This is a genomic window from Streptomyces sp. NPDC020742 (assembly GCF_040641675.1).
GTDB lineage: Bacteria > Actinomycetota > Actinomycetes > Streptomycetales > Streptomycetaceae > Streptomyces.
In genome coordinates this window covers 875,288-902,007 of sequence record NZ_JBFAEA010000001.1, presented here as the reverse complement: position 1 = coordinate 902,007, position 26,720 = coordinate 875,288, and the positions used below count along the sequence as shown (strand labels likewise).

Here is a 26,720-nt window from a genome sequence, read left to right as displayed (position 1 = left end):
AGGGCACTCGTGCTTCTTCCGGGCGACACCGGCCCGCAGATCGCGATAGCGTCACAGCCGAACCATGAGCCGCGCCGGATCGTTCTCCTTTCATCCGACAGGAGAAAGAACCGGAGCGAAATATCCCGAACAACGCGAATATCGCGTATTCCAGCTCAACCAGCTTGTGCCACCTTGGAGGTGAGGGTGTCCCAGATCGCAGGCGAGCCCGGGACTCAGGACTTCGTGGAAGTCCGTCTGCCCGCTGCGGGTGCCTACCTGTCCGTGCTGCGTACGGCCACGGCCGGGCTCGCAGCCCGTTTGGACTTCACCCTCGACGAGATCGAGGATCTGCGCATCGCGGTCGACGAGGCCTGCGCGATCCTGCTGCAACAGGCCGTCCCCGGCAGCGTGCTCAGCTGCGTCTTCCGTCTGATCGACGACGCGCTGCAGGTGACCGTGTCCGCCCCGACGACCGACGGCCGCGCCCCGGAGCGCGACACCTTCGCCTGGACGGTGCTCTCCGCGCTGGCCGGCAAGGTCGATTCCAGCGTCGCGGAGGACCGGACGGTCACCATCAGTCTGTACAAGGAGCGCGGCGCCGGTCCCGGACCGTCATGACCGAACAGGGGGCCCCGTGAAAGATGTCGAACGCGGCGGGCGGATGGCGTCCAGTGCGACCATCCCCGAGCAGCAGGCCCGGCCGCATCCCATGGGCGTAGACGACCACGGCGGCCATTCGGACGCGGCGGAGCAGGCAGAGCGGGCGGACCACATGGACCAGAGCGAGCAGCAGGGGCAGCAGGAGCATCGGCACGATGCGCCGGCTCCCAATGACCGGCTGCCGGAAGCGCAGCACTCCCAGGAGTCGCAGGACCGCAGCGGCGCCCGGGCGATGTTCCACGAGCTGCGCACGCTGCCCGAGGGCTCACCGGAGCGTGCGGAGCTGCGCAACACCCTCGTCCGCATGCACCTCCCGCTCGTCGAGCACCTCGCCCGGCGGTTCCGCAACCGCGGCGAACCACTGGACGACCTGACCCAGGTCGCCACCATCGGCCTGATCAAGTCGGTGGACCGGTTCGACCCGGAGCGCGGGGTGGAGTTCTCCACGTACGCCACCCCCACCGTCGTCGGCGAGATCAAGCGGCACTTCCGGGACAAGGGCTGGGCGGTCCGGGTCCCGCGCCGCCTCCAGGAGCTGCGGCTGTCGCTGACGACGGCGACCGCCGAGCTCTCCCAGCGGCACGGCCGGGCCCCCACGGTCCATGAGCTCGCGGAGCACCTGTCGATCTCCGAGGAAGAGGTCCTGGAGGGCCTGGAGTCGGCCAACGCGTACAGCACGCTCTCCCTGGACGTGCCGGACACCGACGACGAGTCCCCGGCGGTCGCCGACACCCTCGGCGCCGAGGACGAGGCGCTGGAGGGCGTGGAGTACCGCGAGTCCCTCAAGCCGCTGCTGGAGGACCTCCCGCCGCGCGAGAAGAAGATCCTGCTGCTGCGGTTCTTCGGCAACATGACCCAGTCGCAGATCGCCCAGGAGGTCGGCATCTCCCAGATGCACGTCTCCCGGCTGCTGGCCCGCACCCTCGCCCAGCTGCGCGACAAGCTGCTGGTCGAGGAGTGAGCCGGAGCGCGGAACGACCGGTGGGCGGGACCCCTGGGGTCCCGCCCACCGCTGCATTCTGACCCCCGCGGGGTCCGGAGCTAGGAAGTCTCGCGCGGCCCGATGCCCAGCGCCTCGGTGGCGGTCGGGTTGACCAGCAGCACGAGGACGGCGAGGGCGGCCACCGCCAGCACGACACCGGCCGCGATCAGCCCCCCACCGCCGTTGACCAGCGTCCAGGCGACCGGCAGCGCCACGATCTGGGTGATCAGCGAGGGGCCCCGGCTCCAGCGGCGGCGCAGCCACAGCCCGCGGGCGGCCACCAGCGGAAGCACCGCCAGCGCCAGCAGGGTCAGCCCGCCGGTCTCCGCCTGCCGGGCGCTGTCCGGCGCACCGGCCAACCCCACGTACAGCATGTACACGCCCAGCCCCGCCAGGGCGGTCCCCTCCACGGCGGTGAGCGCCGCGGCGGCGCTCAACCGGGCGGGCCGGGGGCCGACCGGCTCGGGCGCGGCGGAGGCACCGGCGGCTCGCTTCGCGGACTGCTTCTGCTGACTGCTCACCCCAGCAGGGTAGCGCCGGCGCCCGTCCCGCCCGGGAAGCCCCCGCATCCGGACGGGGCGTGAGGCCGGTACCTGCAGGTAGGTACGCTGCTCCCCATGCGTGCACTCCTCGTGGTCAACCCTGCCGCCACCACCACCAGTGTCCGCACCCGCGAAGTGCTCACCCACGCCCTGGCCAGCGATCTCAAGCTGGAGGTCGCCGAGACCCGGTACCGCGGACACGCCCGCGACCTGGCCCGGCAGGCAACCGAGGGCGGCGAGACCGAGCTGGTGGTGGCACTGGGCGGCGACGGGACCGTCAACGAGGTCGTCAACGGCCTGCTCGCGAGCGGCCCCGATCCGGAGGCCCACCCGCGGCTGGCCGTGGTCCCCGGTGGCTCCACCAATGTCTTCGCCCGCGCCCTGGGGCTGCCCAACGACGTCGTGGAGGCGACCGGCGCGCTGCTGGACGCGCTGCGCGACGGCAGCGAGCGGACGATCGGCCTCGGCCACGCCGGGGGCACCCCCGGCACCGAGGACGAGGGGGCACCGGGGCGCTGGTTCACCTTCTGTGCGGGCTTCGGCTTCGACGCCGGGGTCGTGGGCCGGGTCGAGCAGCAGCGCGAACGCGGCAAGCGTTCGACTCATGCCCTGTACATGCGACAGGTCGTACGGCAGTTCCTGGGCGAGGCGAACCGGCGGCGGGGCGTGATCACCCTCGAACGGCCGGGCGGCGACGGCGGTGCGGCGCAGACCGTCGAACACCTCGCGCTGGCCATAATCTGCAACACCGCGCCGTGGTCCTATCTGGGCAACCGGCCGATCTACCCGTCCCCGGACGCCTCGTTCGACACCGCGCTGGACCTGTTCGCACTGAGCAAGCTCTCGCCCACCGCCGTCGCCCGCTACGCCACCCAGCTGCTGACGTCGACGCCCGAGCGCGGCCCGCACGGGAAGCACGCACTCTCACTTCACGACCTCACGAACTTCACCTTGCATTCGCAGGTCCCCCTGCCGTTCCAGATGGACGGTGACCACTTGGGGCTGCGTACGAGTGTGACGTTCACAGGCGTTCGCCGTGCACTGCGTGTGATTGTGTGAGCAGTAGGGCCCAAAGTCCTTTCACTCGAACGTTTAGACTGGCTCCCACCCTCTGGAATGACGGCTGTGACCGAGGCGACACCAAGGATTCAAAAAAAAGTTTCCGGAAGGGGTTGTATCCGCAGCCGAGGTTTGCGAGTCTCTTCATGGCGATCGGGACGGCCGCACTGACGGCCCCCTTGAGAGCCCGAATCCTCCTCCTCATTCCACAGGACCGCACCAGTTCATGACTGGGGTTCGGCCCTTCCCTTGTGGAGGGATTCGTGAAAGCGTTCACATTCACAAGCACGTTCCCGTCACACGAGGAGATGGAGCAGCCATGGACTGGCGTCACCGCGCCGTTTGCCGCGAGGAAGACCCCGAGCTCTTCTTCCCCATCGGCAACACCGGTCCTGCGCTGCTGCAGATCGAGGAAGCCAAGGCCGTCTGCCGCCGCTGCCCCGTCATGGAGCAGTGCCTGCAGTGGGCGCTCGAGTCCGGCCAGGACTCCGGCGTCTGGGGTGGTCTGAGCGAGGACGAGCGCCGCGCGATGAAGCGCCGTGCAGCTCGCAACCGGGCGCGCAACGCCAGCGCCTGAGCCAGCAGCCCCGTGGCCCCCGAGCCGCAGCGCGCAGTACCCCCGATGCACCATCGGCGCTGAAATGCCCGGTCGTTATCGCATCGCAATAGCTTTGAGCCCCGGACCGTACGGTCCGGGGCTTGTTGCTGTGTGGGGCCCCGCGGCGGGGGGGGCGGTGCGCTCCGCCTCCCCGGCCTGCCGGCACCGTTCCGGTCGGGACTCGGTGCGGTATCGGAACGGTCTCAGTGCTGCTTCTCGGGCCGCACCGGCACATCGAGGACGACCTGGGTGCCGCGCTCGGGCGCCCGCACCATGTCGAACTTCCCGCCCAACTCACCCTCCACCAGGGTCCGTACGATCTGCAGCCCCAGGTTTCCGGCCCGGTGCGGATCGAAGCCCTCGGGCAGCCCGCGGCCGTTGTCCTGGACGGTGACCAGCAGCCGCGGCTCCTTGCGGCTGCCGCCGCGCACCGCACCGACCTCGACGACGCCGTGCTCCGCCTGGTCGAAGGCGTGCTCCAGGGCGTTCTGCAGCACCTCGGTGAGCACCATCGACAGCGGGGTGGCCACCTCGGCGTCCAGGATGCCGAACCGTCCGGTGCGGCGGGTGGTCACCTTCCCGGGGGAGATCTCCGCGACCATGGCCAGCACCCGGTCGGCGATCTCGTCGAACTCCACCCGCTCATCGAGGGTCTGCGACAGCGTCTCGTGCACGATCGCGATCGAACCCACCCTGCGGACCGCCTCGTTGAGTGCGTCCCGGCCCTGTTCGGAATCCATCCGGCGGGACTGCAGCCGCAGCAGGGCGGCCACGGTCTGCAGATTGTTCTTCACCCGGTGGTGGATTTCCCGGATGGTGGCGTCCTTGGTGATCAGTTCCCGCTCTCGGCGCCGGAGCTCGGTCACGTCCCGCAGCAGCACAAGTGAACCGATGTGCGTGCCCTTCGGTTTGAGCGGAATGGCGCGCAATTGAATCACGCCCTCATTGCCCTCCACCTCGAATTCCCGCGGGGCCCAGCCGCTGGCGAGTTTGACCAGGGCCTCGTCCACCGGGCCCCGGGCGGGGGCGAGTTCGGCGGTGGCCTGCCCCAGGTGGTGGCCCACCAGGTCGGCGGCGAGGCCGAGGCGGTGGTAGGCGGAGAGCGCATTGGGGCTGGCGTACTGGACCACACCGTCCGCGTCGAGCCGGATCAGCCCGTCGCCGGCCCGGGGCGAGGCGTCCATGTCGACCTGCTGGCCGGGGAACGGAAACGTTCCGGCGGCGATCATCTGGGCGAGGTCGGAGGCGCTCTGGAGGTAGGTGAGCTCCAGCCGGCTGGGGGTGCGCACGGTCAGCAGATTGGTGTTCCGGGCGATCACTCCCAGCACCCGGCCCTCCCGGCGTACCGGGATGGACTCGACCCGTACCGGAACTTCCTCTCGCCACTCGGGGTCGCCCTCACGTACGATGCGGCCCTCATCCAAGGCGGAGTCCAGCATCGGACGGCGCCCCCGGGGAACGAGATGGCCAACCATGTCGTTCTGGTAAGAGGTGGGGCCGGTGTTCGGCCGCATCTGGGCGACGGAGACATAGCGGGTGCCGTCGAGGGTGGGGACCCACAACACAAGATCGGCGAAGGAGAGGTCGGAGAGCAGCTGCCACTCCGAGACCAGCAGATGGAGCCACTCGAGGTCGGAGTCGCTCAGAGCGGTGTGCTGGCGTACGAGATCGTTCATGGAGGGCACTCTTCGGAGCCTACCGGCGTACGGTGTAGGTGTTGTGCCCGCATGGGCATGGACAAGTAAGAATGGTCTAGTCCACAATGCGGGAAAGACCTCCGTTCTCCCCGCACAGGAGAGCGGAACGAGGCCGGCGGCGCTCTCTGCCCTGACTGCGCCAAGGCCTCTGATCGACCGGTCCCACGGCGGGACGGTGCCCCCACCGCACGCGGGGGATACCCTCCGCCGACACGACGGGGCCGGCCGATGGTAGCTCCGGGCTGCGGTGCCGGACAGGTTGAGGGTCCTGTCCCGGCGCCGCGGCCCGCGGGTGTTTCCGGAGCCGTTCCTACGCGGCGGAGCCCTTGAGTTCACCGGCTTTCCGCGCGCCCGCCGGTCGCGGCCAGGCCCGCATCGCCAGTTCGGCGATCGCCTCCAGGGCTTCCTGCTCCGCGCCGTCCCTGGCCTGCTGGGACATGCCCTGGATGACCGCACCCACATAGTCGGCGAGTGCGGTCGCGTCGGTGTCGGCGGGGAGTTCGCCGGCCGCGATGTCCGCGCGGATGGCGCCGGCGATTCCCCGGACGGTCGACCGCCTCATCTCCCGCAGGGACGCGGCGACTTCGGCGGAGGCGGGCGAGGTGTTCAGGGCGGCGCTGATGACCAGGCAGCCGCGGGGGCGGCCGGGCCAGGTGTACGCGACCGCGGCCTCGCGCAGCGCCCTGGCGACGCCGCGGCGGGCGGTGGGTTCCTCGGCGACGGCGCGGGAGAGGAAGCCGCCGTGGTGCCGGGCGTACTCGGCCAGGACCTCGTCGAACAGCGCACGCTTGTCGCCGAAGGCGGCGTAGAGGCTGGGCGCGCTGATACCCATCGCGCGGGTGAGGTCGGCGATCGAGGTGGCCTCGTAGCCCTGCTCCCAGAAGGACCGGACCGCCTGCTCCAGTGCCGTCTCCCGGTCGAAGGACCGGGGCCGGCCGCGCTGCTTCGTCTCCTTGGTCGCCATGGCAGGAATTTTATAGCGACCGGTACGGAAGCCGTGCTACGGTTTTTTGTAGCGGGCGATACAGAATTGGCCGGGCGCATGAACAGGCATGCGCCCGGCGCAGACCAGGGAGGGGCTCGGGGATGGGTGCACTCAGCGGCAGGACGGCACTGGTGACCGGCGGCAGCAGGGGGATCGGCCGGGCGATCTCGGAGCGACTGGCGCGAGACGGCGCACGGGTCGGGGTGCATTACGGCCGGGACGAGACCGCGGCGAAGGAGACGGTCACGGCGATCGAGGCGGACGGGGGCGAGGCGTTCACCCTCCGGGCCGAGCTGGGCGTGCCGGGCGATGCGGCGGCTTTGTGGGCGGCGTTCGACGAACGGGCCGAGGGGCTGGACATCCTGGTCAACAACGCCGGGATCAACACGGCGGTCGACGGGACACTCAAGGGCATCGGCGAGCTGACGGCGGAGGACTTCGACCACCTCTTCGCGGTCAACACCAAGGCGCCGTTCTTCCTCGTCCAGGAGGGGCTGTCCCGGCTGCGGGACGGCGGCCGGATCATCAACACCTCGACGGGGCTGACGCGCGGGGCGGCCAAGCCCGAGCTGATCGCCTACGCCATGACCAAGGGGGCGCTGGATGTGTTCACTTCGACGCTCGCCAAGGACCTGGGCCCGCGCGGGATCACGGTCAATGCGGTGGCGCCCGGCGTGGTGAGCACGGATATGAACGCCGGCTGGCTGCGGGGCGAGGCCAATGCCGAGGCGCGCGAGTGGGTGGCGGCGATGTCCCCGCTGGGCCGGATAGCCGACACCACCGACATCGCCGATGTGGTGGCGTTCCTGGCCTCGGACGACAGCCGGTGGGTGACCGGCCAGTGGATCGACGCGACGGGAGGCGTCCTGCTCTGACGAGGAGCCCTGCCCCGACGGCTCATCGCCGGCGGTACACACCGCGACCCCGGCGTCCGGGGTTCCGGATAGCGGACGCGTTACCGAAACGGCCACCGGATGGACGGGAAACCGTGCCCCGCCGTTCGGGAGCGGCAGCCGGGCCGCGGCCCACCGCTCTGCTAGATTGGTCTATACCACATGACCTCATGAGACCACTCTCCAGAACGGCAGGCCAAAGCGTGGAAGTTGTCATCGTTCCGGACGCCGCGGCGGGCGGCGAGCTGATCGCGGAGGCCATCGCCACTCTGGTGCGGCGCAAGCCCGACGCGCTGCTGGGGGTGGCCACCGGCTCCACCCCGCTGCCCCTCTACGAGGCGCTGGCCACGAAGGTCCGGGCCGGCGCGGTCGATGCCTCGCGGGTCCGCGTCTGCCAGCTCGACGAGTACGTCGGCCTGCCGGCCGGGCATCCGGAGTCCTACCGCTCGGTGGTGCTGCGGGAGGTGGTCCAGCCGCTCGGTCTCCGGGAGGAGGCCTTCATGGGCCCTGACGGGACGGCCGAGGACGTCCAGGCCGCGTGCGAGGCGTACGACCGTGCGCTGAGCGAGGCCGGGGGCGTGGACCTCCAGTTGCTCGGCATCGGCACCGATGGGCACATCGGCTTCAACGAGCCCTGCTCGTCGCTGGCTTCCCGTACCCGTATCAAGACCCTGACCCGGCAGACCCGGGAGGACAACGCCCGGTTCTTCGACAGCCTCGACGAGGTCCCGCACCACGTCATCACCCAGGGCATCGGCACCATTCTGGAGGCCCGCCACCTGGTGTTGCTGGCCACCGGCGAGGGGAAGGCCGACGCGGTGGCCCAGGCCGTTGAGGGACCGGTCGCGGCGCGGGTTCCGGCCTCCGCGTTGCAGCTCCACCCGCACGCCACGGTGGTCGTCGACGAGGCCGCGGCCGCCAAGCTGACGCTCGCCGACTACTTCCGCGACACCTACGCCGCCAAGCCGGACTGGCAGGGCCTCTGACGGGACGTCCGGCCTGGGCCTCAGGGGCCGGGCGGGCTCCCAGGGGCCGGGCGGGCTCCGGGGTGCCGGGAGGGCCCCGAGGTGCCGGGCGCCGGCGGTGCGGCCGGGGCGCACTCCGGTGGAAGGCCCGGCCCTGGCGGGAGGCCCGGCCCGGTGGGTGCTCGGCCCTGGCGGGGGCACAGCCCCGGTGGGTGCTCGGCCCTGGTGGAACACCCCGCCCCCTGGGTGCTCAGCCCTAGAGGCAGGCCCCGCCCCGCTGGGGGCTCTCAGCCCTGGCGCGAGGCCAGACCCCGGCGAGGGCACGGCCCCAGTGGGTGCTCAGCCCTGGCAGGACACCCAGCCCCCTGGGCGCTCAGCCCTGGCCGGAGGCCAAGCCCGCCCCACTCGGGGCTCTCAGCCCTGGCGCGAGGCCAGACCCCGGCGAGGGCACGGCCCCAGTGGGCGCTCAGCCCTGGCCGGAGGCCAAGCCCCGCTGGGTGCTCAACCCCGCGCCCCACTGGGCGCCCAACCCTGCTCGGTGCCCAACCCCGCTCGGTGCCCACCCCCGCTGGGGGCTCAACGCTCGGGGTGTTCAGCCCTGGTGGGTCGAGGCTCGGCCCACCAGGGCCTCGGCCGCGGCCAGGCCGCAGACGCGGGCGGCGCCGTGGGTGGCGAGGTGCAGCGCGCCGCGGGGCGGTGCCTGGGGGACGCCCATCTCGACGACCGCGGTCCCCGGGCGGGCGGCCAACAGGGCAGTCACCGCCTCGGCCATCCAGGGGTGGCGGTGCAGGTCGCGCACCACCGCGACGATGCGGCGGCCGGCGGCTGCGGTGAGCAGACCCTCGATCAGTGCGGGGATCCCGGCCGCGGACGCGGAGGCCGCGGTGTAGGCGGCGGTATCGGTGCCGGGGAGGAGACGGGTCAGCTCGGCGGCGACGCCCCAGGGGGTCTCGTCACCGACCGCGATATTGGCGAGCGGGGTGAAGGCCGCGACATGGACGGGGCCGGTGAGCGGCTCGTAGGGGCCGCCGGCGGTGGTCAGGCGCAGTGCGCGGCGGGCGGCGGTGAGCCCGATCCCCGGTGCGGGCGCGACCCGCTCCCGCTCCCCCGCGTCCGGGCCACCCGGCGTGCGCGCCAGGGCCCGTACCCGTGCCGCGGCGTCGGCGAGCCGTCGCTCCGACAGTTCGCCGGTGCGTACCGCCCGCACCAGGGCGTCGCGCAGCCGCAGCACGGTGTCCTCGTCGGTCGGTCCGCCGCCCACACAGATCGCGTCGGCGCCGGCCGCGAGGGCCAGCACACTGCCGCGCTCGATGCCGTAGGTGGCGGCGATGGCCCGCATCTCCATCCCGTCGGTGACGATCAGCCCGTCGAAACCGAGGCCGCCCTCGGCGACCGGGGCGCGCAGCAGGCCGTTCAGTACGGCCGGGCTGAGCGTGGCGGGACGCTCGCCGTCCAGGGTGGGCAGCAGGAGGTGGGCGCTCATCACGGCGCGGGTGCCGGCCGCGACGGCGGCGCGGAACGGCACCAGTTCACGGGCCCGGAGGGTGGCCGCATCGGCGGTGATCCGCGGCAGGTCGTGGTGGGAGTCGACGGCGGTGTCACCGTGTCCGGGGAAGTGCTTGGTGCAGGCGGCCACCCCGGCGGACTGGAGGCCCTCGACATAGGCGGCGGTGTGCCGGGCGACCAGCCGCGGATCGGCGCCGAAGGAGCGAACGCCGATGACCGGGTTGTCGGGGTTGGAGTTGACGTCGGCGCAGGGCGCCCAGTTGAGGTTGACCCCGCAGTCGGCGAGCCGGCGGCCGAGTTCCCGGGCGACCGCGCGGGTGAGCGCGGTGTCGTCGACGGCGCCCAGGGCGTGGTTGCCGGGGAAGGAGGACCCGCCGCGCACTTCGAGGCGGGTGACATCGCCGCCCTCCTCGTCGATGGCGATCAGGAGTTCCGGACGCTCCCGGCGCAGTTGCGCAGTGAGCGCGGCGAGTTGCTCGGGCCCGGCGACATTGCGGCCGAACAGCCCGACGGAGGTCAGGCCCTCGCCGAGCCGGCGCAGCAGCCAGTCCGGTGCGGTGGTGCCGGTGAAGCCGGGCTGGAGGACGGCGAGGGCATCGCGGTTGAGGGTGTCGGCGGAGGACACCGGGCGGACGGGAGGGGTCATGGCTGCGTCATCCCTTCACTGCGCCGGAGGTGAGACCACCGACCGCCTTGCGTGGCAGGACAGAGACAGGAACAGAGCGAGGACCGGGGTCGGGACGGCGAAGAGCGAGACGGCGGCCATGGCGGCGCCCCCATCGTCCCCGAACCGGGCCCTGGAACTGCGAGAGCCACAGCGGAAGGGCGTCCTTCGCCGGCTCCTTGTTGAGGACCAGCACCGGAGGAGCTCCTTCCAGGCCGTGGTGGAGCCGAAGGGGAAGCCGCAGAGGAGAAGAGGGTGGGTGGACCAGGCGTTCGACATGTCCGGCGGCCCGGACCTGCGACCGCGGTCGCCGATCTGAGCCCACGCCGCATCGCGCTCTCCCTCCAAGGCCGGGTGTGGTCTTTAATGGTTTAGACCAGTTCCGGCAGCTTGGCCTAGACCTTTCGGAGTGTCAAGGGTGTATAAGAGTCGCTGTCAGGTCCGTTACCGGACCGACATCTGGCGCGCCGGGACCCGCGAGGGAGCACGGAGAACCCACCCGTGCCACGATGTGAGCCGCTACGTACGGAGGAGCCGGTGACGGCAGCACGACAGGAGTCGGAAAGGCGGGGCATGGAGACGGACGGGGGCAGCACCGACAGCAGCGGCGGTACCCGCACCGCGCGGGTGCCCAAGTACTACCGCCTCAAGCGGCACTTGCTGGAGATCACCGAGACCCTGCCGCCCGGCTCCCCGGTCCCGCCCGAGCGCACCCTCGCCGCGGAGTTCGACACCTCCCGGACGACGGTGCGCCAGGCCCTGCAGGAACTGGTCGTCGAGGGCCGGCTGGAGCGCATCCAGGGCAAGGGCACCTTCGTGGCCAAGCCCAAGGTCTCCCAGGCGCTGCAACTGACCTCGTACACCGAGGACATGCGCGCCCAGGGCCTGGAGCCGACCTCCCAGCTGCTGGACGTCGGCTATGTCACCGCCGACGACCGACTGGCCGGGCTGCTGGACATCGCGCCCGGCGGCCGGGTGCTGCGCATCGAGCGGCTGCGGCTGGCCAGCGGTGAACCGATGGCCATCGAGACCACCCATCTGTCCGCCAAGCGGTTCCCCGCGCTGCGCCGCAATCTGGTCAAGTACACCTCGCTGTACACCGCACTCGCCGAGGTCTACGACGTCCGGCTCGCGGAGGCCGAGGAGACCATCGAGACCTCGCTGGCCACTCCCCGCGAGGCCGGTCTGCTGGGCACCGACGTCGGTCTGCCGATGCTGATGCTCTCCCGGCACTCGCTCGACGCCCAGGGCCGGCCGGTGGAGTGGGTGCGCTCGGTCTACCGCGGCGACCGCTACAAGTTCGTCGCCCGGCTCCAGCGCCCCGCGGACTGACGGCCGCCCGCCCCGACCGGCGACGCCTCCCGCGCCGTGCGACACCGCACCGCGCGGGAATTCGCCATACCGATATGCGGACAGGTAGTGACGCGCGCCACGTCCCTGCCATAGATTTCCAGCCGGTTGCACAGGAGATCGCCAGGGACGGAGCCGCACGATGCCAGAGCCAGCCGGACCACCGACCAGAAGACGAATCGTCACACCGACGCGTGTGGTGGCGGGGCTGTGCCTGCTGGCTCCGTTCGTGGCGATGCTGTGGGTGAGCTCGTACGCCCGGATCGAGCCGACCCTGATCGGCATCCCGTTCTTCTACTGGTACCAGATGCTCTGGGTACTGATCTCCACCGCGCTGACGACGGTGGCCTACAAGCTGGTCCAGCGTGAGCAGCGCGCCCGCAAGGGTGGTGCACAGGCATGAGTCCGACCCCGGCCGCGCCCGGCGCCGCTCCCCTCGCCGCCTCCGCCCCCCAGGGCGTCAACGGCGTGGCGCTCGCCGTCTTCGTCTTCTTCTTCCTGGCCGTGACGGTCATGGGCTTCCTCGCCGCCCGGTGGCGCAGGGCGGAGCAGTCCGAGAGCCTCGACGAGTGGGGCCTGGGCGGGCGCAGCTTCGGCACCTGGATCACCTGGTTCCTGTTGGGCGGTGACCTCTACACCGCGTACACCTTCGTAGCCGTTCCGGCGGCGATCTACGCGGCGGGCGCGGCCGGCTTCTTCGCCGTGCCGTACACGATCCTGGTGTACCCGCTGATCTTCACCTTCCTGCCCCGGCTGTGGTCGGTCTCGCACAAGCACGGCTACGTCACCACCTCCGACTTCGTCCGGGGCCGCTTCGGCTCCAAGGGCCTGTCGCTGGCCGTGGCGCTGACCGGCATCCTGGCGACCATGCCGTACATCGCGCTCCAACTGGTCGGCATTCAGGCCGTCCTGGACGTGATGGGCATCGGCGGCGGCGAGCACACCAACTGGTTCGTCAAGGACCTCCCGCTGCTGATCGCCTTCGCGGTGCTGGCCGCCTACACCTACTCCTCCGGGCTGCGCGCCCCGGCGCTGATCGCCTTCGTCAAGGACGGCCTGATCTACCTGGTCATCGCCGTGGCGATCATCTACATCCCGATCAAACTGGGCGGCTTCGAGGGGATCTTCGACGCGGCGGGCAAGGCGTTCACCCAGCCCGGCCCGGTGCCCGGCAAGCCGCGCGGCGAGCTGACCAGCGGCCCCAACGCCCAGTGGGCCTACGCCACTCTGGCGCTCGGCTCGGCGCTGGCGCTCTTCATGTACCCCCACTCGATCACCGCCACACTGTCCTCCCGCAGCCGCAATGTGATCCGCCGCAACACCACCATCCTCCCGCTCTACTCGCTGATGCTGGGCTTCCTGGCACTGCTCGGCTTCATGGCCGTCAAGGCCGGCACGGACATCCAGGGCAACCCCCAGCTGGCCATCCCGCAGCTGTTCGAGGACATGTTCCCCAGCTGGTTCGCCGGTGTGGCCTTCGCGGCGATCGGGATCGGCGCCCTGGTGCCCGCGGCCATCATGTCCATCGCCGCCGCCAACCTCTTCACCCGGAACGTCTACAAGGACTTCCTCAAGCGCGACGCCACGCCCGAGCAGGAGCACAAGGTCGCCAAGCTCGTCTCCCTGCTGGTGAAGGTCGGCGCCCTGGTCTTCGTCCTCACCATGGACAAGACCGTCGCCATCAACTTCCAGCTGCTGGGCGGCATCTGGATCCTGCAGACCATGCCGGCGCTGGTCGGCGGACTGTTCACCCGCTGGTTCCACCGCTGGGCCCTGCTGACCGGCTGGGCGGTGGGCATGCTCTACGGCACCCTCGCCGCGTACGGCGTCGCCAGCCCGACCCAGGCCCACTTCGGCGGCTCCAGCAAGGAGATCCCCGGCATCGGTGAGATCGGCTACATCGGCCTCACCGCCTTCGTCCTGAACGTGGTGGTCACGGTGGTGCTCACGGTCGCCCTGCGGGCCGTCAAGGCCCCCGACGGGGTCGACGAGACCAGCCCCGGCGACTACACCGCGGACGCCGGCGACACGGGCGTCGCGACCGACCTGCCGCCGGCCACCGCCGGAGCACCCGCCGGGCACTGATCCGCCGGCACCGCACCACGGGCCGTCGCGTCCCCCTGGGGGCGCGGCGGCCCTTCGCCGTTCCGGAACCGCCGGGGCGCACGGGGGTGGGTGACGGCGCGTCGGGCGCGTCCGCCCTTCCGGGGTGGCCGCGGCAGGCGTGGCGGCGACTGGCCGGAAGGGGCCGCTGTCCTGGGACAGAGCACCTTTCCCGGGCCGTCCGACGCCCCTGGTCATTCGCACACCCGTCGGAGTGGTATGGGGTGACGACACAAGATGTGGGGGTGCATGCGGGTGGCAGCACAAGATGTATGCTCGTCCTCGCTGTCGCCGCAGGGGAATCCGGTGTGAATCCGGGACTGTCCCGCAACGGTGTTGGAGCGCGCTCGGTGGCCCGATCACGGCCCTTCCGCGCGTGCCGTGAAGTCCGAAGACCTGCCGACGGTACGTCCGCACCGCCATCGGTACGGACGTCGATACGTCCGGGCCCCGAGGGTTGGGCCGATGGACGCCGCGCGGTGCCCGCGCGCCCCACAACGTCACGGGGTGCCGCATGCCCGCGCGCGCCCGTCGCCCCGCTCTCCCGGCCCCCGCCGAGTGAGGGAGAGCACCACGTGACCATCGCGCCAACGGAGCCCGCGTCAGACGCCGAGGTCGTGCCGACTGCGGTGACCACGCCTGCCGCCCCCGCCGACGGCGCGCCGGGCGAGGACGGGCCGGGCGTCGCCCTGCTGCGCACGCTGACCGCGCTGACCGAGGACCTCACCGCGACCGACCCCGGCAAGGTGGCCGCCGCCGCCCTGCGCGGCCGGCACCCGGGCTCCGACGAGGCCGAGCTGCGGTCGCTGGCCACCGAAGCCGCGGCCGGCCTGATCGGTGACGAGCCCCAGTACTCCAAGCTCGCCGCCCGGCTGCTCACCCGCGCCATCGCGGAGGAGGCCGCCGGGCAGGGGGCGGTCTCCTTCTCCGCCTCCGTCGAGGTCGGCCACCGCGAGGGCCTGATCGCCGACGGGACCGCGGAGTTCGTACGGGCGCACGCCGAGCACCTGGACGCGCTGGTCGACGCCGCCCTCACGGACGGCGCGGACGACCGCTTCGGCTACTTCGGGCTGCGCACGCTGCACTCGCGCTACCTGCTCCGGCACCCCACCACCCGTCAGGTCATCGAGACCCCCCAGCACTTCCTGCTGCGGGTGGCCTGCGGTCTGGCCGAGGACCACAGCGAGCGCGCCCTGGCCGACGTCGCCGAGCTCTACCGGCTCACCAGCTCGCTGTCGTACCTGCCCTCCTCCCCCACGCTGTTCAACTCCGGCACCCGCCACCCGCAGATGTCGTCCTGCTACCTGCTGGACTCCCCGCTGGACGAGCTGGACTCGATCTACGACCGGTACCACCAGGTGGCGCGGCTGTCCAAGCACGCCGGCGGCATCGGCCTGTCCTACTCCCGCATCCGCGCCCGCGGTTCACTGATCCGGGGCACCAACGGACACTCCAACGGCATCGTGCCGTTCCTGCGCACGCTGGACGCCTCGGTCGCCGCGGTCAACCAGGGCGGCCGGCGCAAGGGCGCGGCCTGCGTCTACCTGGAGACCTGGCACGCGGACATCGAGGAGTTCCTGGAGCTGCGGGACAACACCGGTGAGGAGGCCCGCCGCACCCACAACCTCAACATCGCGCACTGGATCCCGGACGAGTTCATGCGCCGGGTGGAGGCGGACGGCGACTGGTCGCTGTTCTCCCCCGCCGACGCCCCCGAGCTGGTGGACCTGTGGGGCGAGGAGTTCGACGCCGCGTACCGCAGGGCCGAGGCCGAGGGCCGGGCGGTCAAGCAGGTGCCGGCGCGGGTGCTCTACTCCCGGATGATGCGGACCCTGGCGCAGACCGGCAACGGCTGGATGACGTTCAAGGACGCCGCCAACCGGACCGCGAACCAGACCGCCGAGCCCGGCAAGGTCGTGCACTCCTCCAACCTCTGCACGGAGATCCTGGAGGTGACCAACGACGGGGAGACCGCGGTCTGCAACCTGGGGTCGGTCAACCTCGCCGCGCACCTGGGCGACGAGACCGCCGGCTGGCAGGAGGCGATGGACTGGGAGCGGCTGGACGCCACCGTCCGCACCGCCGTCACCTTCCTCGACCGCGTGGTGGACATCAACTTCTACCCGACCGAGCAGGCCGGGGCCTCCAACTCCCGCTGGCGCCCGGTGGGTCTGGGCCTGATGGGCCTGCAGGACGTGTTCTTCCGGCTGCGGCTGCCCTTCGACTCGCCCGAGGCGAAGGAGCTGTCGACCCGGATCTCCGAGCGGATCATGCTCGCCGCGTACGAGGCGTCCGCGGACCTCGCCGAGCGGCACGGCCCGCACCCCGCGTGGTCCGCGACCCGCACCGCCCGTGGGGTGCTGCACCCCGACCACTACCCGGACGCCGAGCCCCGCTGGGCGGACCGCTGGGCGGCGCTGCGGGCCCGGATCGCCGAAACCGGCATGCGCAACTCGCTGCTGCTGGCGATCGCGCCGACCGCGACCATCGCCTCCATCGCCGGGGTGTACGAGTGCATCGAGCCGCAGGTCTCCAACCTCTTCAAGCGCGAGACGCTGTCGGGGGAGTTCCTCCAGGTCAACGCCTACCTGATCGAGGAGCTCAAGGCCCTGGGGCTGTGGGACGCCAAGACCCGTGACGCGCTGCGCGAGGCGAACGGCTCGGTGCAGGACGTCGAGTGGATCCCCGCGGACGTCCGCGCCCGCTACCGCACCGCCTGGGAGATCCCGCAGCGCGCCCTGATCGACATGGCCGCGGCCCGTACGCCCTACCTGGACCAGAGCCAGTCGCTGAACCTCTTCATGGCCTCGCCGACCATCGGCAAGCTCAGCTCGATGTACGCCTACGCCTGGAAGAACGGCATCAAGACGACGTACTACCTGCGCTCCCGTCCGGCCACCCGGATCGCCCAGTCGGCCCGCGGCACCGCGGCCGCCGCCCCCGTACCGCAGCAGGCCACCGACCCCGAGGCGGTCGCTTGCTCCCTGGAAAACCCCGAGTCCTGCGAGGCCTGCCAGTAATGCCCAACCCCACCGAGCCCAACGCCTCCGCCGCCCACACCGCCACCACCGGCGAGAAGAACCTGCTCGACCCCGGCTTCGAGCTGACGCTGCGTCCCATGCGGTACCCGGAGTTCTACGACCGCTACCGCGACGCGATCAAGAACACCTGGACCGTGGAGGAGGTCGACCTCCACTCCGACGTCGCCGACCTCGCCAAGCTCTCCCCGGGTGAGCAGCACATGATCGGCCGGCTGGTGGCGTTCTTCGCGACCGGCGACTCGATCGTCGCCAACAACCTGGTGCTGACGCTCTACAAGCACATCAACTCCCCCGAGGCGCGGCTGTACTTGAGCCGTCAGCTCTTCGAGGAGGCGGTGCACGTCCAGTTCTACCTGACGCTGCTGGACACCTACCTCCCCGACCCGGACGACCGGGCGGCGGCCTTCGCCGCGGTGGAGAACATCCCGTCCATCCGGGAGAAGGCCGAGTTCTGCTTCAAGTGGATGGACTCGGTCGAGAGCATCGACCGCCTGGAGTCCCGGGCCGACCGCCGCCGCTTCCTGCTCAACCTGATCTGCTTCGCGGCCTGCATCGAGGGCCTGTTCTTCTACGGCGCCTTCGCCTACGTGTACTGGTTCCGCTCGCGGGGTCTGCTGCACGGCCTGGCCACCGGCACCAACTGGGTGTTCCGCGACGAGTCGATGCACATGGAGTTCGCCTTCTCGGTGGTGGACACCGTCCGCCAGGAGGAGCCCGAGCTCTTCGACGACAAGCTGGAGCAGCAGGTCACCGAGATGCTCAAGGAAGCCGTCGAGGCGGAGCTGCAGTTCGGCCGCGACCTGTGCGGTGACGGCCTGCCGGGCATGAACACCGAGTCGATGCGCGAGTACCTCCAGTGCGTCGCCGACCAGCGGCTGCAGCGGCTGGGCTTTGCGCCCGTGTACGGCTCGGAGAACCCGTTCTCCTTCATGGAGCTGCAGAACGTCCAGGAGCTGACCAACTTCTTCGAGCGCCGGGCGTCGGCCTACCAGGTCGCCGTCGAGGGCACGGTCTCCTTCGACGACGAGTTCTGATCCCCGTTCCGGGCCGGCTCCGGCCGGCCCGGAACTCCCCTGCCGGCGGCCCGCCTTCGGCCTGGTCACCAGCCTTTTGTGAGCGTTCTGTTACCTACGCAACCGGAAGCCCGGCCACCACATCTCACTGGGCATGAAGGGCACGAAGGGGCTCCGCCGGTTCATCGACTATCCGCGCCAGGGACGCAAGGGCGCCCGCCGCTGGCTGCCGTCGTGGCGGCTGTGGGTGGGGGCCGTCGGTCTGGGCCTGATTTCCCTGGTGGGACTGTTCGCCGTGGTGTACGCGACGGTCGACGTCCCGAACGAGAATGCGCTCGCCGGACAGGAGGCCACCGTCTACTACTGGGCCGACGGCAGCCAAATGGTGAGCGTGGGCGCCGTCAACCGGCAGAACGTCACTCTGGACAAGGTCCCGGACTCCGTCGAGAACGCCGCGATAGCCGCGGAGAACGCCACGTTCTACAGCGATTCCGGCGTCTCCATGAAGGGCATCGGCCGGGCCATGGTCAACATGGTCTCCGGCGAGGAGACCCAGGGCGGCTCCACCATCACCCAGCAGTACGTGAAGAACACCTACCTCTCGCAGGACCAGACGGTCACCCGCAAGGTGAAGGAGTTCGTCATCGCGCTGAAGGTGAGCAACCAGAAGTCCAAGGAGGAGATCCTCCGGGGCTACCTCAACACCAGCTGGTTCGGCCGGGGTTCGTACGGCATCCAGGCCGCCGCCCACGCCTTCTACGGGATCGACGCCAAGGAGCTGAACCCCAGCCAGGGTGCGCTGCTGGCGGCCCTGCTCAAGGGCTCGGAGCAGTACGACCCCGGGCTGAGCAAGGCCAACCACCAACGGGCCGTGGCGCGTTGGAAGTGGATACTCGACCGGCAGGTCGCCACCGGCACGATGAGCGAGAAGGAGCGGGCCAAGTACACCCGGTTCCCCGAGCCGCGTGCCCCCTCGAAGCCCACCAGCCAGGCCGGCCAGACCGGCTATCTGGTCGATGTCGCCAACAAGTTCGTCAAGGCCGCCACCGGGCTAACCGACAAGGACCTGGCGCGCGGCGGCTACCGCATCCACACCACCTTCGACAAACAGCGCACCCACCGCCTGGAGAAGGCGGTCCGGGACGTCCGCCGGCAGAACCTCGACCCCGAAAAGCGCGCCGCCGACAACTACGTCGAGTTCGGCGCCGCCTCCGTGCGTCCCCGGGATGGGGCGATCGTCGCGGTCTATGGCGGCTCGGACGCCACCCGGCACTTCAGTAACAACGCGGACACCTCGGCGGTCCCGGCCGGCTCCGCCTTCAAGCCCTTCGTGCTGGCGACCGCGCTCCAGGATCAGGCCGACGGGCCCGACGACCCCGCCGCGACGACCGACATCGACCAGAAGGCCCGGCAGGCGGCGGAGGACGAAGCGACCGGGGATCTGCGCAGCGCCCTGATGATGGGGCAGAGCCCGCCGTTCGTGCAGGCCGGGAAGCGCCTGGGGCTGGAGCGGATCCGGGACCTGGCGGTGTCCGCGGGGCTGCGCGAGGAGAGCATGGCGCGCCTGGAGCAGACCTTCCCGCTGGGCACCTCGGCGCCCAGCGCGATCCGGATGGCGAGCGCCTACACCACCTTCGCCAACAGCGGGCTGCACGCCGACCCGTACGCGGTGTCGTCGATGACCTACGACGGCAAGAAGATCCAGGGCTTCGACCGCGCCGCGCCGAAGCGGGTGCTGGACACCGGGGTCGCCCAGCAGGTGTCCGGCGCCCTGGGGGTGCTGGGCCTGCGCACGCTGGGCCCGTCCAACGACGTGTCGGTCCCGATGCCGGTGGCGGTCGGCCGTACCGAGCCCGGGGACCGGATGAAGTCGGCGTGGTTCATCGGCTCCCCGGCCGGCGGTCCGGAGCCCGGCCCCAGCACCGGCACCGGCTCGCAGAAGTGGAGCGGGGTCCGCCCTGGCCTGACCGCCGGCGCCGAGCCGACCACCGCGGTCACCATGTTCCGCAACAAGCCGGGCGCGCCCGAGCTGCTGCCGATGCAGGGCGTCGGCGGCGACGACAAGGGGCTGGGCACAACCCTGCCGCCGAAGGTCTGGAGCGCCTACCGGGCCACGTCGTGACGGCGGCGGGCGCCCGGTCCCACCGGGGCCGGGCGCCCGCCGCACACGATGGTCGACGTACCGCCGCGCTCAGTCGTTGGCGACGACGGGGTAGCGCGGCTCCTGCTCGGCCATCTGCTTCAGCACGTCCTTGCGGTCCCGCTTGCTGAGCCGGTCGATGTAGAGGTAGCCGTTGAGGTGGTCGGTCTCGTGCTGCAGGCAGCGCGCGAAGTAGCCGGTGCCCTGGACGGCGATCGGCTCGCCCTGGGCGTCGTGGCCGCGGACGACGGCGTAGTCGGGGCGGGCCAGCTCGGCGTAGGCGCCCGGTACGGACAGGCAGCCCTCGTTGGAGTCGTCCAGCACCCGGCGCTCGGCGGGCAGCTCGTCCAGCACCGGGTTGCAGACCGCGCCGACGTGCCGGACGCCCTCGTCGTCCAGGCAGTCGTAGACGAAGACCTTCAGGTCCACGCCGATCTGGTTGGCGGCCAGGCCCACGCCCTCGGCGGTGCGCTGGCTGGCGAACATGTCGTCGATCAGCTGGGCCAGCTCGTCGCCGAACTCCGTGACCTCCTTGCACTCCTTGTGGAGCACCGGGTTGCCGACGACCGTGATCGGCCGCGAGGTGCCGCGCTCGCGGTGGGCGGCCTCCCGCTCCGCGGCGTCCGTGACGTCGTCGATGAACGCGTCGTCCGCCGGCCGGTCACTGTCTTGATCAAACACGGGCTGCTGGGCCATCTCCGCCGTACGCCTTCCTCAAAAACCCTGACTAGTCGCCCTACAGCCTACGGCGACGCGGGCGGCCGCTCAGCAGACCTCTTCGAGATCGCGCCACTCCCGGGTGTCCGGGCTGTCCGCGACCCAACCGTCCAGCAGGCCGCGCACCAGGGCGGACGGCGCCGCGATACCGCACTCGCGCTCCGGCACCCACAGCGAGCCGGAGCCCGCGGTGCGGTGGCCGAGGGGGCCGGGGTGGCCCGGCTCACTGTGGTCGTGCGGGTCCAGGTGCTCGCCGTCGCCCTCGTCGCTGGGCATCCGGCTCTCCGAGCACGTCCGGCACAGCAGCCGTACGGAGGAGGACCAGTCCTCGGCGGCGAAGCCGGCGTCGGCCGCCAGCTGCTCCAGGGCGTCCCGGTCGGCCTCCGTGGCGGCCTCCAGCAGCACCACCCAGGTGGGGACCGGGGACGGCGCCCAGAGCTCGATCTCGTCGAAGACCGGGTACGCCCGGGTGGTGCCGTCGGCGCCGGCGGCGGTGGTCCGCTCGCCGTGCGGTACGCCGTCGTGCAGCACCACCTCGCCCCAGCGCCGCCCGGAGGACGGCAGCGGGATGGACAGCACCTCGATCCGGGCGGGGTCCAGCCGGCGACCCCAGACCACTTCGGCCTCGCCCTCCGGGGAGAGCCGGACGGCGGCGCTGCCCAGCGCCATACCGAGCGGTTCGCCGGACGGGGAGCCCTCGCCGGGGACCTTCAGCCCGTAGGCCTGCCAGGCGCGGCGGGCCAGCGGCCAGTCCTGCAGGGCGGTGGCGGCGATCCCCACGTTCCACCAGTCGGGCGCCCCGGTCTCGCGGTCCAGCAGCGCCACCGCGCGCAGCCCGGCGGCCCGGGCCTGGTCCCAGTCATGCCGGAACTTGTGCAGCAGGGCGAGGTTGAACCAGGACTCCGACAGCCACGGCTCCATGTCCGCGGCGCGGGTCAGCAGCGCCCCCGCGTCCTCGTAACGGCCGTCGCCGATCAGCGTGAAAGCGCGGTCGGTCGCCTGCCGCCACGAGGCGGAGGGCCGGTGCCGTACCTTGCCGAAGATCCTCACGATTCCCGCCTGCTGGTTGTTCCCACTGCCGCTCCGGAGGTGTCCCGGGCGGTGTCCTGGGCCCCTTGTGGGGCTCACTCGACAACCTGCCACAGATTGCCGTCGGGCTCAGCCCGGTTTGCCGCTCCCCTGCGGCAACTCGCCCTTCGCCGACCCCCTGGATCCCCCCGAGGGGGCTCCCTTCGCATCCAACCATGCCCGTCTCGCAGGGCGCTCATTACCCGTGGGTTCCCTCCCGTCCGGCGCCCGGAGGCGGCTCGGCGAGGGGTGCCGGAGCGGCCGGACGGACCGGGTGCCACAGCCCCTCCCTTGGGCGATTCCCGTCCTTACCGGTGGATACACACTGGTACCGAGAGGTCGCGGACCGCATGCCGCCCCCACTGACACCGTCGCCCCTCTCACACCGCCCGGCCGCGGCGCGAGAGGACCCGGGCGAGCGCCTCGACGACACCGGGCTCGTGGTCCCGCGCGGTCGCCAGCCGCAGCCGTTCCAGGGCGCGCAGCGGCCCTGCGGGCCCCGTCCCGGCGCCGGAGAGGTCGTCGTAGGCGTTGACCGTGCGGACGATACGCGCCGTGAGCGGCTGGTCCCGGTACGGATCGGCCTGCCGCTCGACGATCACCGCCACCTCCGCGGGCGCCCCGGTCTGCCGGACAACGGCGCCGCCCAGCAGGGCGATCCGCCGCTGCTGGGCGGGCGGCAGCGGTGCGGTCGCCCCGTCCGGCACCGGGTCCAGCAGCGAGAGCTGGCCGATGTCGTGCATCAGGGCGGCGTGCTCCAGCATGTCCAGGTCCGGTTCGTTCAGTCCGAGTTCGCGGCCCACGGCGCGGCTGAGCGCGGCCACCCGGCGGGCGTGGCCGTGCGGGGTGTAGCCGGCGATCTCGGTGGAGCGGGCCAGCGAGGCGATGGTCTGGCGGTTGGTGGTGCGTACCGCCGCGAACCGGCGGAAGGCGCACTGGGTGAGCAGCAGCGGCAGGCAGAACACCGGAAGCGCCCACAGACCGGCGACCGCGGTGGCGAGCGCGATCACCACACCGGTGGCACAGATGGCGGTGCCGATGCCGGGCAGCGCGCGCAACTCGTCGCGCAGCAGCGGGCAGTAAGGCCAGCCGGTACGGGCCGCGGCGAGGGCGGCGGCCAGCACCGCGTCACACAGCGTGGTCAGCGCCAGCAGGGCGATCAGGAAGAGCGGGTAGGCCGGCCCGGAGGCCACCCAGCCGCCCAACCGCCCGGTGGCGTAGAGGGGTTGGAAGCAGACGGCGGCGAAGCCCACGGTCAGCACCCGGCGCGCCAGCGGGTCCAGCACCGGCTCCCTACCGCGCGCCAGCTGCGGGACCAGCCCGATCAGCCCGGCCGCCAGCACGACCGCCACGGTCTGCGGTACCCCGTGGGTCGTGGGGCGCCCGCCGGCCTCGCCGAGCAGCGCGTAGGCGAGCGCACCGGCCGCGCCGAGCGGCGCCCCCTCCCGCTCCGCCGGGGCCCGCCCGTACCCGGTCGCCGGGGCCGGGGCCCGGCCGGCCAGCTCGCCGACCGCGATCAGCACCCCGAAGGCCAGCGCGATCCCGGGCTGGGCCGGGCCCTCCCACAGCGTGCGGCCGAGCGCCCAGCAGGCCAGCGCGGCGGCCGGGAGGTGCACCGCGGCGATCACCGCGCGGCCACCGGTGACCGGCCGGCGGCCGCGCGCTCCGGCCGGACCCGCGACGGCCCCGGAATCCGGGGGCCGGCCGGTGGCGCCGGTCACCGCGCACCGTCCCGCACCGCGCCCGCCACCCCTCCGGACCCCGCCGCACCCTGCCCGTCCGCCCCGCCCGCCCGGTCCGCCCCGTCGGCCGGCCCCGCCGCCGCGCCGGCCGCCCCCTCCGGCTCCCGGGCCGTGCCGTTCTCCCGGGCCGTGACGTTTCCGCTGCCAGCCGCGCGGACACCGGGCTCCGCCGCCGTCACCAGGTCCGGCTGCCAGCCGTACCGCTCCAATGACGCCGCCAGCGCCCGGACCATCCGCGGATCGAACTGCGCCCCGGCACACTTGCGCAGTTCGGCGACCGCGGCCGGCACCGGCCGGGCCCGCCGGTAGGAGCGGGTCGAGGTCATCGCGTCGAAGGCGTCGGCGACCGCCACCACCCGTGCGGCTTCCGGGATCTGATGCCCCATCAGTCCATAGGGGTAGCCGCCGCCGTCCAGCCGCTCGTGGTGGTGCAGGATCGCCGCCCGGGCCTCCCCCAGGAAGCCGATGCCCCGCACGATCTCGTGTCCGTACTCCGGATGCAGCTCGATGACCCGGCGCTCCTGTGGGGTCAGCGGCCCGTCCTTGCGCAACAGCCGGGTGGGGACGCCGAGTTTGCCCACGTCGTGCAGGATTCCGGCGAACCGCAGCACCTCCAGCCGCTCCTCCGCCATGCCCAGCTCGCGGGCGATCATCACCGAGGCGCGGCCGACCCGTTCGCTGTGTCCCCGGGTGTAGCGGTCCTTGAGGTCCACGGCCTGCACCAGGGCACGGATGGTGGCCTGGTGGGCGGCGCGTTCGCGGTGGTACCGGCCGAAGCCCCAGCAGGACAGGTGGATCGGCAGCAGCACCAACAGCGCCGCCGGCGGCCCGTACGAGCTGTGCCACAGGACGGCCATCATCAGCCCGGCGAGGCCCTGCACCAGGTGCGGCCCCAGCGAACGGGCCAGCAGCCCGCGCCAGGCGGTCCGGACCGGGTGCCGCTCGGCGAGGGCCAGCACCCCGCCGTCCAGCGCGGCGAGCACCGCACAGAAGGCCACCGCGGCGGCCGTGGCGGGCAGCAGCAGGACGGGGAACCGCGGTGCGGTGAGCGAGGGGGCGCCGAGGGCGCGGACGAGGGCGGTCGCCGCACCGCAGGCGAGCGCCAATTCAGCAGCGTGCCAGAGCCGCCGGGCACCGGCCCAGCGGGTCGCGGCCGGTGCGAGCAAGGCGCCGGGCACGGCGGTCAGCGCGGCCAGCGGCGGCGGCAGCAGGAAGACCCCGGCGAACAGCAGGGCGCTGGCCCAGCCTCCCCCGGCGCTGGGCCGGGCTCCGTCCACCGCCCGGCCGCCCGGTGGCGGGCAGCGGAGGGCCGCCTCGCACAGCGCGTAGAGAATCATCAGGGCCAGGGCGCTGCCCCAGGGAGCGGCGGCCCCGAGTCGCAGGGCGGGGGCGGCACACAGGGCCGCCGCCAGCACGGCACCGCCGATGTATCCCCGTGCGGCCGCCGGAAGTTCCCGCATCGCGCCCTCCTCACCCATGCCCGCCCGGCCCCGGCTCGTACGCAAGCTGGGATCGGCGCCCCGCGTCCGCGGTGCGCTCGGGTGCGTGAGAATAGAGGGGCCGGAGCGCCGGGAAGGGCGCATCGGCGGAACGAGCGGGACGAACGGCCCCGCCCCTCACCCAATGGGGTGACGTGCGGCCTTATTCGGCGCGGGTGACCTCGGTCCGTGCATCGGCGGAGCCGGGCGCCCCGGCGGCGCCGTCGGCGTCCCGAGTGGGGGCCGCCGGGCCGCTCTGCTCGCGTGCTGCCGCCTCGCGCTTGGCCTGTTCGAGCACGCTCACCTCGGGCACGGTCTCGCCGGCCCGGATGAGCTCGATCCGGCCCATCACCTTGGAACGCAGATCGCTGGGGACGTCGTCATGGCCGCAGCAGCGCTTGACGAGCTTCTTGACGGCCTGCTCCAGGCCGTACTTCTCCAGGCACGGCGAGCACTCGTCGAGATGCACCTGGAACTCCGCGCACTCCCCGGCGGGCATCTCCCGGTCGAGATACTCGTAGAGGTGGTCAAGGACCTCTGAGCAGTCCTTCTCGTGCGGCTCTCCGCAGCTCATGATCCCGAGCCTTTCCGGTCGTGCGACTCCGACGTCCGCGCGGCCTGCGGGTCCGCAGCCGTCGCCCCCGCCGGGACCAGCCCGCGCTCACGGGCGTAATCCTCCAGCATGCCGCGCAGTTGGCGCCGGCCGCGGTGCAGTCGGGACATCACCGTGCCGATGGGTGTCCCCATGATGTCCGCGATCTCCTTGTACGCAAACCCCTCGACATCCGCGAGGTAGACCGCGATGCGGAATTCCTCCGGGATCGCCTGGAGCGCGGCCTTGACGTCCGAGTCGGGGAGGTGGTCGAGCGCCTGGGACTCGGCGGAGCGCAGGCCCGTCGACATGTGCGACTCGGCGCGCGCCAGCTGCCAGTCCTCGATCTCCTCGGCGGCACTGCGCTGGGGCTCGCGCTGCTTCTTGCGGTAGGAGTTGATGAAGGTGTTGGTGAGGATGCGGTAGAGCCAGGCCTTGAGGTTGGTGCCCTCCCGGAACTGGTGGAAGGACGCGTACGCCTTGGCGTACGTCTCCTGCACCAGGTCCTCCGCGTCGGAGGGGTTGCGCGTCATGCGCAGCCCTGCGGAGTACATCTGGTCCAGGAAGACCAGGGCGTCCCGCTCGAAGCGGGCATTGCGCTCGGCCGCAGTCTCGTCCCGGGCAGCGGACTGCTCCTCAGCCGTGCCGTCGGTCCCTGCGTCGGTACCGGTGACCGGACCCACCTCCTCCAACACCGTCGTGGCCCCGGAAACGGACCCACTTGAATCGGAGAATAGACGACGATCCGGTGCCGCCGCCGCTCCGGCCAGGGCGGGCTGCGTCACCTGCATCTGCGACCACGGCAGGTCAGCGGCCGGGCGGGCCGGGCAAGCGATTCCCATGCGGCGGACTCCCATTCCTCATGCTTCGCTGGACGTACTCGGGCATCTCCGTCCGTGACAACAGCCCCGGCCGCCGGCGCATTCCCGCCCGGCCCGGCGGA

Annotated in this window: 22 protein-coding genes, 1 pseudogene and 1 riboswitch; of the genes and pseudogenes, 12 read left to right on the top strand and 11 right to left on the bottom strand. The window is 71.9% G+C overall.

Annotation, left to right across the window (positions count from 1 at the left end; translation table 11 throughout):
* Positions 1-186 precede the first annotated feature (186 nt).
* Both AB0G84_RS03925 and AB0G84_RS03920 read left to right on the top strand, forming a co-directional pair.
* Entirely contained in the window at positions 187-600 is a 414-nt protein-coding gene (locus AB0G84_RS03925; RefSeq protein WP_018536172.1) for an anti-sigma regulatory factor, read from the top strand.
* Between the two features lie 43 nt (positions 601-643).
* Positions 644-1,603 carry an RNA polymerase sigma factor SigF gene (locus tag AB0G84_RS03920; protein WP_361315156.1) on the top strand — a complete coding sequence of 320 codons (960 nt, stop codon included), beginning with the start codon at positions 644-646 and terminating at the stop codon, positions 1,601-1,603.
* Positions 1,604-1,683: 80 nt separating this feature from the next.
* Here AB0G84_RS03920 and AB0G84_RS03915 read toward each other — a convergent pair whose 3' ends face one another.
* Positions 1,684-2,145: a hypothetical protein gene (locus AB0G84_RS03915; RefSeq protein ID WP_361314980.1), complete on the bottom strand. Its 462-nt coding sequence runs from the start codon at positions 2,143-2,145 to the stop codon at positions 1,684-1,686.
* A 96-nt stretch (positions 2,146-2,241) separates the two neighbouring features.
* Here AB0G84_RS03915 and AB0G84_RS03910 point away from each other — a divergent pair, with 96 nt between their 5' ends.
* Together AB0G84_RS03910 and AB0G84_RS03905 are read left to right on the top strand one after the other, a co-directional pair.
* Positions 2,242-3,225: a diacylglycerol kinase family protein gene (locus AB0G84_RS03910; protein ID WP_361314978.1), complete on the top strand. Its 984-nt coding sequence runs from the start codon at positions 2,242-2,244 to the stop codon at positions 3,223-3,225.
* A 319-nt stretch (positions 3,226-3,544) separates the two neighbouring features.
* The gene (locus AB0G84_RS03905; protein WP_003983230.1) at positions 3,545-3,802 is read left to right on the top strand and encodes a WhiB family transcriptional regulator; all 258 of its coding nucleotides are present in this window, start codon (positions 3,545-3,547) and stop codon (positions 3,800-3,802) included.
* 224 nt (positions 3,803-4,026) lie between these two features.
* Here the strand turns inward: AB0G84_RS03905 and AB0G84_RS03900 are convergent, their stop codons facing one another.
* The gene (locus AB0G84_RS03900) at positions 4,027-5,499 is read right to left on the bottom strand and encodes a PAS domain-containing sensor histidine kinase (RefSeq protein ID WP_361314976.1); all 1,473 of its coding nucleotides are present in this window, start codon (positions 5,497-5,499) and stop codon (positions 4,027-4,029) included.
* Positions 5,500-5,830: 331 nt separating this feature from the next.
* Complete coding sequence (locus AB0G84_RS03895; protein ID WP_361314973.1) at positions 5,831-6,484, bottom strand: TetR/AcrR family transcriptional regulator; 654 nt, start codon at positions 6,482-6,484, stop codon at positions 5,831-5,833.
* 122 nt (positions 6,485-6,606) lie between these two features.
* On the opposite strand from AB0G84_RS03895, the gene AB0G84_RS03890 reads away from it, so the two are divergent.
* A complete protein-coding gene (locus AB0G84_RS03890) occupies positions 6,607-7,380 on the top strand; it encodes an SDR family oxidoreductase (RefSeq protein WP_361314970.1) in 774 nt (257 codons plus the stop codon).
* A gap of 221 nt (positions 7,381-7,601) precedes the next feature.
* Positions 7,602-8,384, top strand: coding sequence for a glucosamine-6-phosphate deaminase (gene nagB / locus AB0G84_RS03885; RefSeq protein WP_361314968.1), 783 nt, complete (start codon positions 7,602-7,604; stop codon positions 8,382-8,384).
* Between the two features lie 571 nt (positions 8,385-8,955).
* Here nagB and AB0G84_RS03880 read toward each other — a convergent pair.
* Together AB0G84_RS03880 and AB0G84_RS03875 are read right to left on the bottom strand one after the other, a co-directional pair.
* Entirely contained in the window at positions 8,956-10,515 is a 1,560-nt protein-coding gene (locus AB0G84_RS03880; protein WP_361314965.1) for a glycoside hydrolase family 3 protein, read from the bottom strand.
* Between the two features lie 7 nt (positions 10,516-10,522).
* Positions 10,523-10,764, bottom strand: a pseudogene (locus AB0G84_RS03875) (carbohydrate ABC transporter permease); the annotation flags it as partial.
* A 342-nt stretch (positions 10,765-11,106) separates the two neighbouring features.
* Here AB0G84_RS03875 and AB0G84_RS03870 point away from each other — a divergent pair.
* From AB0G84_RS03870 to AB0G84_RS03845, 6 genes are all read left to right on the top strand, one after another.
* Positions 11,107-11,865 (top strand): GntR family transcriptional regulator, encoded by a 759-nt coding sequence (locus AB0G84_RS03870; RefSeq protein WP_361315153.1) that lies wholly within the window; start codon positions 11,107-11,109, stop codon positions 11,863-11,865.
* A 160-nt stretch (positions 11,866-12,025) separates the two neighbouring features.
* Positions 12,026-12,286: a DUF3311 domain-containing protein gene (locus tag AB0G84_RS03865; RefSeq protein WP_361314962.1), complete on the top strand. Its 261-nt coding sequence runs from the start codon at positions 12,026-12,028 to the stop codon at positions 12,284-12,286.
* The gene (mctP, locus tag AB0G84_RS03860) at positions 12,283-13,968 is read left to right on the top strand and encodes a monocarboxylate uptake permease MctP (RefSeq protein WP_361314960.1); all 1,686 of its coding nucleotides are present in this window, start codon (positions 12,283-12,285) and stop codon (positions 13,966-13,968) included. Before AB0G84_RS03865 ends, mctP begins: the two co-directional genes overlap by 4 nt.
* Before the next feature lie 273 nt (positions 13,969-14,241).
* Positions 14,242-14,405: riboswitch (cobalamin riboswitch) on the top strand.
* 198 nt (positions 14,406-14,603) lie between these two features.
* On the top strand, positions 14,604-17,006 hold the full coding sequence (locus AB0G84_RS03855; protein ID WP_361315151.1) for a ribonucleoside-diphosphate reductase subunit alpha: 2,403 nt from the start codon (positions 14,604-14,606) through the stop codon (positions 17,004-17,006).
* A complete protein-coding gene (locus AB0G84_RS03850) occupies positions 17,006-18,061 on the top strand; it encodes a ribonucleotide-diphosphate reductase subunit beta (protein ID WP_361314957.1) in 1,056 nt (351 codons plus the stop codon). Before AB0G84_RS03855 ends, AB0G84_RS03850 begins: the two co-directional genes overlap by 1 nt.
* Before the next feature lie 133 nt (positions 18,062-18,194).
* Complete coding sequence (locus tag AB0G84_RS03845; protein WP_361314954.1) at positions 18,195-20,162, top strand: transglycosylase domain-containing protein; 1,968 nt, start codon at positions 18,195-18,197, stop codon at positions 20,160-20,162.
* 69 nt (positions 20,163-20,231) lie between these two features.
* Here the strand turns inward: AB0G84_RS03845 and def are convergent, their stop codons facing one another.
* The 6 genes from def to AB0G84_RS03815 all read right to left on the bottom strand — a co-directional run bounded on the left by def (position 20,232) and on the right by AB0G84_RS03815 (position 26,460).
* Complete coding sequence (gene def, locus AB0G84_RS03840; RefSeq protein ID WP_361314952.1) at positions 20,232-20,876, bottom strand: peptide deformylase; 645 nt, start codon at positions 20,874-20,876, stop codon at positions 20,232-20,234.
* A gap of 69 nt (positions 20,877-20,945) precedes the next feature.
* Positions 20,946-21,947 (bottom strand): hypothetical protein, encoded by a 1,002-nt coding sequence (locus tag AB0G84_RS03835; RefSeq protein ID WP_361314949.1) that lies wholly within the window; start codon positions 21,945-21,947, stop codon positions 20,946-20,948.
* 398 nt (positions 21,948-22,345) lie between these two features.
* Positions 22,346-23,560, bottom strand: coding sequence for an HD domain-containing protein (locus AB0G84_RS03830; protein WP_361315149.1), 1,215 nt, complete (start codon positions 23,558-23,560; stop codon positions 22,346-22,348).
* A 122-nt stretch (positions 23,561-23,682) separates the two neighbouring features.
* On the bottom strand, positions 23,683-25,167 hold the full coding sequence (locus AB0G84_RS03825) for an HD-GYP domain-containing protein (RefSeq protein WP_361314947.1): 1,485 nt from the start codon (positions 25,165-25,167) through the stop codon (positions 23,683-23,685).
* A 181-nt stretch (positions 25,168-25,348) separates the two neighbouring features.
* Positions 25,349-25,759, bottom strand: a complete 411-nt coding sequence (gene rsrA, locus AB0G84_RS03820) for a mycothiol system anti-sigma-R factor (protein WP_361314944.1) — start codon at positions 25,757-25,759, stop codon at positions 25,349-25,351.
* Complete coding sequence (locus AB0G84_RS03815; protein WP_361314941.1) at positions 25,756-26,460, bottom strand: sigma-70 family RNA polymerase sigma factor; 705 nt, start codon at positions 26,458-26,460, stop codon at positions 25,756-25,758. Before AB0G84_RS03815 ends, rsrA begins: the two co-directional genes overlap by 4 nt.
* Between the last annotated feature and the right edge of the window lie 260 nt (positions 26,461-26,720).

What these genes read in the sequence shown, in the direction of transcription:
- AB0G84_RS03920 (WP_361315156.1), top strand. Translation starts at nt 644, where the DNA reads ATGGCGTCCAGTGCGACCATCCCCGAGCAGCAGGCCCGGCCGCATCCC.
- AB0G84_RS03910 (WP_361314978.1), top strand. Translation starts at nt 2,242, where the DNA reads ATGCGTGCACTCCTCGTGGTCAACCCTGCCGCCACCACCACCAGTGTC.
- AB0G84_RS03905 (WP_003983230.1), top strand. Translation starts at nt 3,545, where the DNA reads ATGGACTGGCGTCACCGCGCCGTTTGCCGCGAGGAAGACCCCGAGCTC.
- AB0G84_RS03900 (WP_361314976.1), bottom strand. Translation starts at nt 5,499, where the DNA reads ATGAACGATCTCGTACGCCAGCACACCGCTCTGAGCGACTCCGACCTC.
- AB0G84_RS03895 (WP_361314973.1), bottom strand. Translation starts at nt 6,484, where the DNA reads ATGGCGACCAAGGAGACGAAGCAGCGCGGCCGGCCCCGGTCCTTCGAC.
- AB0G84_RS03890 (WP_361314970.1), top strand. Translation starts at nt 6,607, where the DNA reads ATGGGTGCACTCAGCGGCAGGACGGCACTGGTGACCGGCGGCAGCAGG.
- AB0G84_RS03880 (WP_361314965.1), bottom strand. Translation starts at nt 10,515, where the DNA reads ATGACCCCTCCCGTCCGCCCGGTGTCCTCCGCCGACACCCTCAACCGC.
- AB0G84_RS03870 (WP_361315153.1), top strand. Translation starts at nt 11,107, where the DNA reads ATGGAGACGGACGGGGGCAGCACCGACAGCAGCGGCGGTACCCGCACC.
- AB0G84_RS03865 (WP_361314962.1), top strand. Translation starts at nt 12,026, where the DNA reads ATGCCAGAGCCAGCCGGACCACCGACCAGAAGACGAATCGTCACACCG.
- mctP (WP_361314960.1), top strand. Translation starts at nt 12,283, where the DNA reads ATGAGTCCGACCCCGGCCGCGCCCGGCGCCGCTCCCCTCGCCGCCTCC.
- AB0G84_RS03850 (WP_361314957.1), top strand. Translation starts at nt 17,006, where the DNA reads ATGCCCAACCCCACCGAGCCCAACGCCTCCGCCGCCCACACCGCCACC.
- AB0G84_RS03845 (WP_361314954.1), top strand. Translation starts at nt 18,195, where the DNA reads ATGAAGGGCACGAAGGGGCTCCGCCGGTTCATCGACTATCCGCGCCAG.
- def (WP_361314952.1), bottom strand. Translation starts at nt 20,876, where the DNA reads ATGGCCCAGCAGCCCGTGTTTGATCAAGACAGTGACCGGCCGGCGGAC.
- AB0G84_RS03825 (WP_361314947.1), bottom strand. Translation starts at nt 25,167, where the DNA reads ATGCGGGAACTTCCGGCGGCCGCACGGGGATACATCGGCGGTGCCGTG.
- rsrA (WP_361314944.1), bottom strand. Translation starts at nt 25,759, where the DNA reads ATGAGCTGCGGAGAGCCGCACGAGAAGGACTGCTCAGAGGTCCTTGAC.